An 11,651-nucleotide genomic window follows, 5' to 3' on the forward strand; every position below is an offset into this window, starting at 1 on the left:
GCCACATGGCGGGCCGACTTCACCGACAACACCCCCGAGGAGATCCTCCTCCCCCTGGTGACCGCCCTCACCCACGAACCCGACACCGCCCCCGCCTCAGGCGAAACGGACGCCGAACGGCCCCTGACCGACGCCGGATGGACCACCGACCCCGCAGGCGGGCCCGGCCTGTACTCCCCATGCCGACGCGCCGTCCTCATCCACGAGCCGGACGCCGCGCTCATCCGGGCCCGCCTGTCCCCCGGTGAGCCGCTGATGTGGGCGGGCCGGATGGACACCACCATCCGGCACGACCTCCTGCACACGCTCTGCTCGGCGCTGACCGACCCCGCACCCGCACACCGCCACCACCCCGGCCGCCGGACACCCCGCACCGCAGGGCCTCACATGAGCCGCGACACCGGGCTGACCATCGGCCGGCTCATCCACCAGCTCCAGCACCACCCCGACGACACCCAGATCCGCCTCGCCCTGCGCCCCGACTTCCCCTTCACCCACCACATCGGCCCTCTGATCGACACCCACCTCGGTGACACGGCCATCCTCTACCTCCCCCAAGGAGACCAGGACGGCTACCTCCCCACCTCCGTCCGCACCACCCTGGGCTGGCCACCCACTGACCGGCCACGACGAGGGGGTCCCCGGCATTGCCGGGGACCCCCTCGTCGCGTTACCCGTCCCACCCCGGGTCAGCACCTACCGGTCGGCGTGCGCGCCCGAAGCCGAGTGGCCGCGCCGCCAGCCGGCCGCCCGGCCAGGCTGGCCGTCACGACCGCGACAGCGGCCCTTCACCGGCCCGCGGTACCAGGGCCACCGGCGGCTGGTTGTGGCGGGCAGCTGCGATGTCGTGCCGATCATCGGCCTGGGTGAGGTCGGCGAGGACCCGCTCGGGACCGTCCGGGAAGGCGGCGCGCAGGGCGGCGACGTGCCGTGCCTGACGGTGCGCGGGCAACTGGACGCCCTGCGCGTGCCAGGTGGCCACCGGCCTCGCGGCGGCGATGACCGCTGGCGGCTCGCACGCCTGGAGCCTCCCGCCTCGAAGCCTGCTGGGCGCGGGCGGGCATGCCCCCGGGCGTCCGACACCAACAACTACCTAAGGGTCACAATGAGGCTGCCGTCTCCGGTGAAGGACCAGCCGAGGGCCCCGGTGTAGGGCTCACGCGTGCACCCAGGGGTGCTCTCCGGGACGCCGTGTCGGCCGTCGAGACCTGGCCCGCGCCGGCGCCCGCGGTGACCACGGACGGGAGGTCCTCGCAGGGCTCCAGTTCGTAGTCGTAAGGGATGTCGGCGACGGTGCCGCCGGTCTGCGGCTCACCGGAGTCGGCGAAGCAGTTTTCCCGGGCTTGCAGGCTGCCGGACGTGCCGCCGCCCCCGCTGAGCTGGAATGGCACGTCGACGCTCTGGAAGTAGTTGCCCTCGACCAGGATGCCCGCGTCCGAGCTGGAGCGGACGCCGTACTTGCTGATGTCGCGGTAGTAGTTGTTGTAGACGTGCACCGGGTTGCCGAAACGCACCCAGGGGTTGCGCTCCACCGTGCCGTCGAAGAAGTTGTGGTGGTAGGTGATGTTCAGCCGACCTCGGTCCTGCGCTCCGTTGTCCGCGTTGTGACCCGCCAGCATGTTCTTGCCGTGGGTGGTGTGGTTCCAGGAGACGGTCACGAACGACGAGCCGCGTTTGACGTCGGCCGCACCGTCGAAGCCACCGACGAACGTGTTGTGGTCAATCCAGACGTGGTGGGAGAACATCTGGACGTTGATCGCGTCGTCCGCCCAGTCATCGAACGTCAGGTTCTGCACGATGACGTTGTGGACCGCGTCAGCGGGCGGCGAGGTGGTCCCGTCGTTGGCCGCCAGCCCGATGTTCAGCCCGCCGCCGGTGAGGCCGGCATCCGCGCCGAGCCCGACGATGGTCTTGTCCGAGGCGACCTGGTGCATCGGACCCGGCAGGTCGATCATCCCCTCGACGCGGACGATCAACGGCCCATCGTGCGCAATCGCGTCGAGGAACGCCTCGGCGGTGCTCACCGTCACCGTCTGGCCGTCGGCACCGCCCGTGGTCGCGTCCTGGCCCCATCCCGGTACGGCGGCGAACCCGGTCGGTGTACCGAAGGCCCCCGTCGCCCCGTTCGCCTCCGACCCGACGACCGGGTGCGAAGCAGGGTCCGCACCGGCGCTGGCGGGAGTGAGCGTCACGAGTATCCCGGACAGCAGCGCGCCTGACGCGCCGGCAGCCAGCGCGGTGCGCCGCCACCGCCGTCGGCCGTTGAACATGAGGTGTCTCATGGGAGTGGACTCCTTGAGGAGATGGGAGGGTCCTGCGCGCAGGATGTGACCGGCCGCCGAGAACGGCGCGTCGCCGCGACGCGGAGCGGTGGGGCAGGTGCGGCTTCGAGCACGTCGCTCTGCCTCGGCGCCGCACGCTTGTCCCGCGGCAGGCGGATCTCCGCCCCGGCGCCGGTGGAGCCTGTTCCGGAGGGGTCGGCCCCCGCAATGGCCGGTGCGGGGGCCGACTCGCTTTCGATTACTGGTAGGTGATGTCCGACGAGGAGTAGCGGCAGTGGGTGCCGTCGGGGTCGCTGCCGGTCTCGTCGGGGTCGCCGCCGCCTTCGGTGCCCTCGTACTTCTGGCAGATGGTGATGTCACGGTCGTCGTCGCCGATGATCGTGATGTTCCGGAACGTCGCGGAGTCACCGAAGTTCTCGTTGATGCCGACGAGCCGGTCGGCCGGTGCGGTCACCTCGACGTTCTCCAGCACGATGGTGCGCTGGTACTGGGTCGAGCAGTTTCCGCACGAGCGCACCAGGGCGCCGAAGTCCTCGGCCGCGAAGTTCCGGACGGTCAACGTTCCACCGCCGTTGTGCGCTGGAGGACCTTGTCGTCGCTGGCGCGGGCGGCGCCGCCGGTGACCAGGAACTGCGAACCGCTGCCGCCGCGGAAGGTGGCCGCGTCCTCGCCGATGTTCTCCCACCACACGCGGTCCAGGGTGCAGCTGCCCGAGCAGTGCACGCCGTCCGCGCCGGGGGAGCCGATGATGACATTGCGCAGTGTCTCGCCCGAGGAGAGCTCGAACACCGGCAGCTGGTCCTCGCCCTGGCCGCCGTCGCCGAGGTCGGGGCCCGGTATGTAACGCTTGTTGCCTCCGTCGAAGGTGCCGCTCACCTCGATGGTCTCGTTGACCACCACGTCGCCGGCGGGCTGGGGCCACTGGACCGCGAGGGCATCCGCCGCGGGCGCCGCCTGAGCGGCCACGGGCGCCGACGCCGGGCTCTCGGCACCGGCCGTCTGGGCGACGGCCGTCGTCCCGGTGGCGAGCAGGGCCCCGGTGAACACAGCGGCCAGCAGCATCCGGCCGCGTCGCGCGGCGAGGAAACGATGGGGGAATCGCATGGGTTCCATACCTTTCTTTCCCGATGAGTTCCGAGCTGTTCACTTGCTGGAAGGGCGTGACGCCGACGCGGCCGGCCATCGCATGTTCGGCACCGCTCGCGGCACAGGCGGCCGACGCCGGTCCCCTCGCTCCGGCCACCACCGCCGGGTATCGGCCGCCTTCCGGCACTGGCCCCGGGAATCCTGGGGCCGGTCATCGAGGGAGCCGCCGCCCCTGTGCGGGGTGCACACGCGCACTGGCATACCGACCGGGCGCCAGGGGCATGTTCACCAGCCCTCCGGCGTGTACCGCCACGGCTCATCCGTGCGCCCGGCATCTGCGGACAACGGTCCAACCGGCTACGGACTCAGGTGGTCGAACTGGGTGTCGGCGGCCCTCAAGAGCCCGGTGCGCGGCTCGTGCTGGCCGTCGAGCAGCTGGCACAGAGTCTCGGCCGGGCTGCTGAGTCCGGCCGGCGGTTGCGTACTGGCTGAGCACATGTCCCCCGGCGGTGTTCCCCTGAACCCGCCGGTGTCATGCGGCAACGCGCCGGACACGAGCGCGGCACCCATGCGGATGAGTCGGCTCGCGGCTCCGGGCATGGGACCTCCTCTCCGTCAATAACACGGCTCAGGGCGAGGAACGTCGGTCCTCTCCGAGCTTTCCTCCGCACAGGTGGGGGAAGGAAAACAAGAAAGAACAAGCCGCACGTCAGGAACTTCCGTCCAGGGATGACCTCTTCCGACCCAATCACCGAGACGGCCAAAGATGCAGCCGATTGCGATGCCCGAAGTCAGCCCCTGGACCGAGCGGCGAAGGTGGCGAACCGGCGAATACCATCCTCGCACCGGCCACGAGAACGGCAGGAGACTCCGATAACGCCATTGACACGCACTCGGCCCGTGAGCGTGCGATGCGGTTTCACCGAAAACCTTTATGCAAGCGCTTTCTCTCCTTGGAAAGTAGCCCTCTCGTTAGCCACTGTCAAGCGCCTGCGCCGCGGTGAATTCCCTGAACTCTGAGCTTCATCCCTCTATCGCACAGGCAGATTGGAAAATACCGCTCACCGTGTGGATTTTAACGCCGCGCAGCGCCAAGCTCAGGAGAGACGCACCGTTCCCGGGCGAGACGTACGGGGGTTCCGCAAGGAGGCTCCGCGCCAAAAATATCTCATTCCGGCCCGGATGACCGTTTTGTGAATAACTGAGCGCCGTACCGCCTTCTACGGTGTCCGGCGCGCTTGGGAGTCCACGGAGAACATCGATGAAGCGATCATCACCCAGGGCGAAGAATCGATCTCCTCATTGTGTCCACGATGCGAAGGAAGCGGGGACGGATACGCCAGACGCCCGCTGGCGGCCTCGCGGTGGCACCTTTCCGCCCGCCGTCGCCGCCGACCGCAGATGAACGACGCGTCCTTCACATCCTGGAGCCGGGCCATAGCCTGCTCCTCCCAGTCGGTGCCTTCCATGCTCGGCAAACGCCCCGGAGGGGCCAACGAAGAGGGCGGAGTTCCACACAGGTGCCCGTGCAAGGGGGTCCGATGCCCTGGCAGCAATTTCTGGTTCCATTCGGTTGACGCGTCGCCGCTTCCGCGACTCGGAGGCGGCGCGGTATTGTCCGCGCGGTGCGCTGAATTCTCCTGTCGCTCGCACCTACGCTCTCTCCAACCGCGGCCCGGACGGGCGAGCAGTTCCCGCGGGCCATGGGGTGATGACCCCGTGTTGTCCCGGTCAGGCGGTGAACGTCCGCGCGTCCGACCGGTCCGCGGTCGCCGGGAGAGGAGAGCAACACGGGATGTCATGCGTGCGTCACTGCGCTCTCCGGGCCGGCCGCCCGATTCGGCACTGGGGCCCGCGGCGTTCTCCCCGCCCCGGCTCCCCGAGCACCACACACCCCCACTGCCATGGGTCCGCCGTGCGGTCGTGCCATGGTGATCAGGAGATGAGTTCATGTCATACACCCATGCCCATGGAGGAAGCCGGCGCTGGTATGTCGGGCTGGTCTTGGCGTTGGTCGGCGCGATGGCCGCCTGGCTGCTGAGCGCCGGCGGCTCGGCCGGCGCCGCCGATCCTGCCGAACCGTTGCAGGCCGACGCGCTGTACGTGGCACCGGGCGGCACCGAGGGCGCCGCGGGGACGGAGGCGGACCCCACGACGCTCGCCTCGGCACTCGGCCAGGTCACTGCCGGCGGGACGATCTACATGCGCAACGGGACCTACGACTTCTCGGAGACGGTCGTCATCGAGGGGAGCGACGGCACCGCGAACGCCCGCACGACGCTGTCCGCCTACCCGGGTGAGACTCCGGTGCTGAACTTCTCGGCCCAGAGCGAGGACCCCGCCAACCGAGGACTGGCCCTGGTCGCGTCGTTCTGGCATCTCGACGGCATCGTCGTCGAGCATGCGGGTGACAACGGAATTCTGGTCGCCGGCGACAACAACATCGTCGAGCGCACGGTGACGCGCTTCAACCGCGACACCGGCCTCCAGCTCTCGCGGTGGATAGCCGGCGCCCCCGAGGACCAGTGGCCGTCGAACAACCTCATCCTGAGCGCGGAGTCGCACGACAACGCCGACTCCGACGGTGAGGACGCCGACGGCTTCGCCCCGAAGCTCACCGTGGGGTCAGGAAACGTCTTCCGCTACACCGTGTCGCACAACAACATCGACGACGGCTACGACCTCTACACCAAGTCGGACACGGGCCCGATCGGCGCGGTGACCATCGAGGACTCCCTGGCCTACGGCAACGGCACCCTCTCCGACGGCTCCCAGGCCGGCAACGGTGACCGCAACGGCTACAAGCTCGGCGGCGACGACATCGCGGTCGACCACGTCGTCCGGGGCAACATCGCCGTCGACAACGGCAAGCACGGGTTCACCTACAACCGCAACCCTGGCTCGATGACCGTCTCCGGCAACGTCAGCATCGGCAACGCCGAGCGCAACTTCAACTTCGACGGCGGCACCTCGGTGTTCTCCGGCAACGCCTCGTGCGACAGCGGGGACAACGACCGGATCATCGGCACCGACGACGGCTCCAACCAGTTCTGGGACGAGGAGACCGGGAATGACTCCTCGTGCTCCTCCTACGGCGGCGCCCTGGACTGGTCCTTCGCCGAGGACGGCAGCCTCATCGTGACCTTCGGCGGACGTCAGATCATGGGTTGACCAGCCGCGGCAGTGGCGACCTGGCCGCGGTGGCCGCCTGTTCGTCGAAGTCGCGCTGGCTCGTGTCGTGCGCGTCCGCCGGCCGACGACCGTCCTGTCCGTAACCATGTTCCGCAACCGGATCACCGAGCAGCCGGCCACGGCCCTCGCGTTGTGGGGGACGGTGGACGTGCTGGTGTGCAACGCCGAGGAAGCGCAGCTGCTCACCGGGACCAGTACGCTGACCGAGGCGCTGGAACGCATCCTTGGCATCGTCGCCGCGGGGGCTGGGGCCGGGCGGTGTGCGTCACCGACGGCGGCAACGGCGCGCACCTGATCACGCGCCAGGGCGTGCGGAGGGTGCCGGCCTTCCCGGCACGGGTGGTGGACCCGACCGGTGCGGAGGAGGCGTTCGCCGGTGCGGTGATGGCCGCGCACCTGGCAGGGACTGACCTGCCGCAGGCGGTGGCGACCGGTACCGCGGTCGCCCCCACCCCCGGCGGCGGCGCTCTCTTGCAACTTCGGGGACTCGACTGGGACCTCGCTCCGAACCGCAGGGGTGGGCCCGCCGACCGCTGGTCGGCGGGCCCGGTGATCTGTGTCGGTCAGTTGGTGATCGGGGTCGCCTCCCGCTCTCGCAACCGGGGCGGGGTATGCGGCGTCAGCTCATGGTGATGTTCGAGCTGCCGCTGCTCTGGTAGCCCTCCACCGCCATGATCATGTAGTAGTTGAAGCTGCCGAGGTTCATGCCCGCGCGGGACCACGCGTCGAAGTGGGCGCCGGTGTTGAGGCTGCCGCTGCTCCGGAGGTTCTGCCGGACGCTCCAGAACTGCGGGAAGGTCTTGGTGCCCTCCACCGACGGGGCGTCGTACCGCATGGAATGGACGATGGTGTAGTCGCTGCCGTCGGCGGAGAACGTGCCGCGCGTCTCGCCGCCGCTGCTGGGGTTGTACGGTCCGTGGGACTCCACGATGTAGTACTCCACCAGCGGGTTGGAGGTCCAGCCGTAGAGCGCCAGGTAGCCGTTGCTGCCGTGGTTGACCCAGCCGTCGTAGTTCACGGTCCGGCGGCTGCCGTTGCTCCAGCCCTTGCCGCAGACGACGTTGTTCGCGTTGTTGAACTGGGTGCTGAAGCTGCCCCCGGAGTTGAGCGTCATCGAGGCCTGGCCCTCGGTGTCGGTCCAGAACGAGTAGAAGTACCCGTCGTGGGTGCCGGTCTGGTTGGTGGTGATGGTCTGCTGGGCCCTGGCGGTCCCGGGCAGCATCAGCGAGGCAGCGCCACCGAGGGCCAGCGCGCCGGCGCCGCCGAGCAGACGCCTGCGGCCGAGCATCGGCGCGGAGTTGTGTTCCATGGTCATGCTTCCTCCTTGTGCGGCTGGCGGACACCGGACAACGCGTGTTGACTCGACAGTTCCGTCGATGACCAGGGAGAGGGCATCGGCGGATCGCCGGCGTTGTCGCAGCAGAGCGGGAGCTGGCCGGTCGGCGTTCGGCTCAGGACCGGAGGGCCAGATCGCGCGGGGGTGTCCGGATCGACAGTGCGATGTGGAAGTGGGGGGATGTCGATGTCATGGCCATGCTGGTGATGACCCATTGGGCTGTCAACAGTTTCCGCAAAGTTTACGGTAAAACTGTCCCCGTCATACCCCTCTTTCAGCCACATCATCCCTGGTCAACGCCCTGTCCCACGTATCGAGCTCGCGTGAGCCCTCGTGATCTGGAGGGGTTGACTCCGATAATTCTCGGAGTCTTTCCGGTGCATCCGTTCGGTGAGTCCGATCCGCGGCTCTCTCCTCGGGCGACGGAGCGCCACCGCTTCACGGACGTCGAGCCAGAATCTGGAAGGGGCCCTGGAATCCGGTGTGTTGTGCCTCCCCCTCTGTCTTGCCGTGCGCCGAGGCATGCCGTACGTTCCCCCCGAAGAACACCCGAGGCGATGGGACGTGCGCGCGGCCGGGGCTGCCGAGGACGGGAGGAACGATGGGGAAAGTGCTTGTGCTCGTCGGCTCACCCCGGAGGAGGAGGCGCTGCTCGACGAAGTCGGGGCGACCGTGCGCCGCTTCGTCCCCCAGGCGGCCGAACATGCCCCCGTCGCCTCGCTGAGCGCCCTGGGCGGGCGCGAGGAGACCGGTCTCGAGACCCGGTCAGCACCGCTGGCAACAGCGCCACCACCGTGGGCATCACCGTGCCAGCGGTCCCTCACCCGCCCGTGGCGGAAGCACCGCGGCGGACCGGTTGCGCCCGGCGGCGTCGCCATCGTGCCGTTCACCGGCCTGTGGGAGGCCGGCCAGTCGTCGCAGGCGCCACAGCAGAACGTCGCTGACGGACTGGGCGGTGGTCAGTTCGCGTTGGGCGACGGCCTGGACCAACAGCCGGAGCGGGTCGGCGCCGGTGCGTTCGGCGTGGTCGAGGGTGGCGGCCAGGGCTGGCCAGCCGGGTTCGGTGAGGACCTGCTCGGCGCCTTCCGGGTAGGCGGCGCGTAGGGCGGCGGCGTGCACGGCCAGGCGGTGTGCGGGGAGCTGGATGCCCTGTGCGTGCCAGGTGGCCAGCGGCCTGGTGGCGGCGATGCCGTAGGCGGCTCGCAGGTGCTGCGCGGCTTGCAGTACGGCGGCGGCCTGCTGCTGGTGGGCGCGGGCGGCGTGCCAGCGGTGCGCTGCGACGGCCAGCAGGATCAGAGCTGAAAGGGCCATGGCGGTGGCCGCGCCGTCCTGCCCGCGGCCAAGGGCCGGTCCGGAGTTGATGATGTCGCGGGCGGCGCGGCGAAGTGCGCGGGCCTGGGCGTGGGCGGCGCGGGTGTGGGAGCGGGAGGCTCGTTCGAACGCCCGGGCCGCGGCGGTGATCTGCGTGCGGGTGGGTCCGGTGGTGGTGGCGGCGAGTGCGTCGAGGACCTCGCCGGCGGCGGCGATCTGCCCAGCGGCGACTTCCTCCCCTTCTTCGGTGAGCAGCCCGGTCGCGTTCCAGGCGGCGTCGGCACCGGCGTGGCGGGCGCGTGCGGCGCGGCCCGGGCTGGCCGACGCATCGTTTCCCTGTGCCGTGCCGGGGGTTTGGGCGGTGAGGCGCTGGTGGATGCGGGGCCAGGACAGGTCGGGGGCGAGCTTCGCGCCGGAGAACCACACCGGCTCGCCCGCGTGGTTGCGGTCGCCGGGCAGGGCGACCGTGTAGCCGAGGAGGTCACCCGAAGGGGCGTGGCGCCGGTGGATGAGGACGCCCTGTGCGGTGAGCCGGGTGAAGAACTCCTGCGGGTCGTTCGCGCCGGCGACGGCTTGGCGTACGGCTTCGCGCAGTTGCTCGCGGGGGGTTCGGGTGCGGTGGTGGCGCTCGGCCTTGAAACGCTCCGCGCTCGTCGGGCGTTGGGCCGCTGTGCCGTCACCGGGGTGAAGGCGGCGCAGGTCCCACTCCTCTTCGATGCGGCGGCATTCGGCCTGGGCGCGGGCGGCGTCCGCTTGGAGGCGGGGGCGGCGGCCGTCTTCACGGACCAGGGTGGCGACGATGTGGACGTGGTCCTCCGCGTGGCGGACGGCCGCCCACCGGCAGGCACCATCGTCTGCCCCCGTGGCGATGCCGGTGGCGGCCACGATCCGACGTGCGACGCCGGCCCACTCCTCGTCGGACAGCAGCCGGTCGTCCGGGGCGGCGCGGACCGAGCAGTGCCACACATGCCTCGCAGGACGCCGCCGTTCCGGAACAGCGCGCACCGGGTCATCGAGAAGCCGGGCGAGCGCCTTCAGCGGAACGCCCGGGTCACGGCCGGGGTCGGGCGCTGTGCCGTCCCAGGAGGCGACCAGGTGCGGATCGGTGTGCGCGTCGCGGATCCCTGGGCCGTAGAGGTAGGCCAGCAGACCCACCGTGCGCGCGCCCCGTTTGGCGATCTTGGGAATCACCGCGCCCTCGACTGCCGGGAAGCCGCCGCGTCAAAGTCCGGCCCGGTCCCGGCGGCGGGGAACGGGCGGTGTGCGAGCCCGGTGCGCCCGCGGCCGAACGTCCCCAGGCCGACGATGATGTGCGCGAGACGAACCGCCCAGCGGTGCCGCTTCCCTGCCGGAAGCGGCACCGACGGCGTCCCGAGTCGGCGGGTCACCGGCCGCTGGGCCACGTGGGCGACGGTGCCGAGCCGGTGCCCGCCGGCGGGGACGAGGGAGGCCGCGGCGTGCCGGGTTCACCCGCCGACGCAGTCGGCTCAGGTTCTCGGTCCGCTGACGTGATGTTGGCCAGGGTGTCGTCGACCCGGTGGGTGGAGGCGACGACATCCGCGATGGAACGGGCGCCGCGTTCAAGCTCGGCGGCAAGCTCCCCGTCCCCCTGCCGGTGGAACCAGGCGGCTGTCACGTCCAGGAATTCATGGAGCCGTTCCCGCGCTCCCTCGTCGTCGAACAGGACGTGGCGGACCATGTCGGCGGCCTGGGCGACGGTCGTGCACCGCGCCAGCAGGTCGGTCCAGGTCCGGATGCTGTGCCCAGCCGGCTGGAGCTGTTCCCCGGCGCCCTCGGCGTGCAGCTGGCGGGCGCGCTCCAGGCGGTCTACCGCGGCCCAGCGGCGCCGGTCGTCCCTGGTCGGTGTGCCGGCGTTGTAGCTGTGGATCTGCTCGGTGGTCCGGCCGGCGTTGTCCTTCTCTTCGAAGTCCGGGTGGTAGTCCACAGGGGGCGCTCCTTCGCGGTGGTGGGTGTTGGGGGTGGGTTACTGGTCGAGGAGTTGGCGGACGGCCTCGTCGACGCGGGCTGTGGCGTGGGCGACGAGGTCGAGGACCGTCGATGTCCGGGGCGGGGTGGCCGTGCCGGAGTTGAGGGCTTTGGCGATCTGGTTGAGGTTGTTGCCGACGTGGCCGAGGTGCCGTCGGGCGGCGAAGAGTTCACGCACTTTGGCGTGCTCGTCCGCGATGTACGCGGCGGGCTGATCCGAACGGGCGGCGGCGACGGCCGCCAGGGACAGGAAGCCGGAGACCGTCAGGCCGTTGTCCGCCGCGGCGGCCTTCACCGCGGTGAGTTCCGCGTCGCTCAGCCGGACGCCGCGTACGTTCCGGCGCTGGTGGTCCATCCGCAGCCGACGGCGAACCGCGGGCACGCCGCTCGCCGCCGTGGCGGCGGAACCATCCGCTCCTGGCTGCGATCCGCCCCCGGTCGCCGCCCCACCTCCCGGC

The 11,651-nt window shown here is 70.4% G+C and carries 9 protein-coding genes and 1 pseudogene; 4 read left to right on the plus strand and 6 right to left on the minus strand.

The window, feature by feature from the left end; genetic code table 11:
- On the plus strand, nt 1-870 hold an 870-nt coding region (locus ADY01_RS39325; protein WP_159001413.1), incomplete at its 5' end, for a hypothetical protein.
- Nucleotides 871-1,100: 230 nt separating this feature from the next.
- On the opposite strand, the gene ADY01_RS25350 is transcribed toward ADY01_RS39325, so the two are convergent.
- Together ADY01_RS25350 and ADY01_RS41905 are read right to left on the minus strand one after the other, a co-directional pair.
- Nucleotides 1,101-2,282, minus strand: coding sequence for a pectate lyase family protein (locus tag ADY01_RS25350; protein ID WP_199826304.1), 1,182 nt, complete (start codon nt 2,280-2,282; stop codon nt 1,101-1,103).
- 238 nt (nt 2,283-2,520) lie between these two features.
- Nucleotides 2,521-3,344: pseudogene (locus tag ADY01_RS41905) on the minus strand (pectate lyase).
- 1,974 nt (nt 3,345-5,318) lie between these two features.
- Between ADY01_RS41905 and ADY01_RS25365 the strand changes: the two are divergent.
- From ADY01_RS25365 to ADY01_RS40885, 3 genes are all read left to right on the plus strand, one after another.
- Complete coding sequence (locus tag ADY01_RS25365; RefSeq protein ID WP_049578150.1) at nt 5,319-6,539, plus strand: right-handed parallel beta-helix repeat-containing protein; 1,221 nt, start codon at nt 5,319-5,321, stop codon at nt 6,537-6,539.
- A 106-nt stretch (nt 6,540-6,645) separates the two neighbouring features.
- Nucleotides 6,646-6,855, plus strand: a complete 210-nt coding sequence (locus ADY01_RS40880; RefSeq protein WP_159001415.1) for a hypothetical protein — start codon at nt 6,646-6,648, stop codon at nt 6,853-6,855.
- 14 nt (nt 6,856-6,869) lie between these two features.
- A complete protein-coding gene (locus ADY01_RS40885) occupies nt 6,870-7,193 on the plus strand; it encodes a PfkB family carbohydrate kinase (RefSeq protein ID WP_234320410.1) in 324 nt (107 codons plus the stop codon).
- Here the strand turns inward: ADY01_RS40885 and ADY01_RS25380 are convergent.
- The 4 genes from ADY01_RS25380 to ADY01_RS25395 form a co-directional block, all read right to left on the minus strand.
- Nucleotides 7,180-7,869, minus strand: coding sequence for a glycoside hydrolase family 11 protein (locus tag ADY01_RS25380; RefSeq protein ID WP_053171195.1), 690 nt, complete (start codon nt 7,867-7,869; stop codon nt 7,180-7,182). The genes ADY01_RS40885 and ADY01_RS25380 overlap by 14 nt on opposite strands.
- A gap of 828 nt (nt 7,870-8,697) precedes the next feature.
- Nucleotides 8,698-10,398: a relaxase/mobilization nuclease domain-containing protein gene (locus tag ADY01_RS25385; protein WP_049578156.1), complete on the minus strand. Its 1,701-nt coding sequence runs from the start codon at nt 10,396-10,398 to the stop codon at nt 8,698-8,700.
- A 193-nt stretch (nt 10,399-10,591) separates the two neighbouring features.
- On the minus strand, nt 10,592-11,152 hold the full coding sequence (locus ADY01_RS25390; protein WP_049578158.1) for a hypothetical protein: 561 nt from the start codon (nt 11,150-11,152) through the stop codon (nt 10,592-10,594).
- A gap of 39 nt (nt 11,153-11,191) precedes the next feature.
- A partial coding sequence (locus ADY01_RS25395) for a MobC family plasmid mobilization relaxosome protein (RefSeq protein WP_234320409.1) occupies nt 11,192-11,651 on the minus strand: 460 nt, incomplete at its 5' end.

It is taken from the genome of Streptomyces sp. SBT349 (genome assembly GCF_001083795.1).
Classification (GTDB): domain Bacteria; phylum Actinomycetota; class Actinomycetes; order Streptomycetales; family Streptomycetaceae; genus Streptomyces.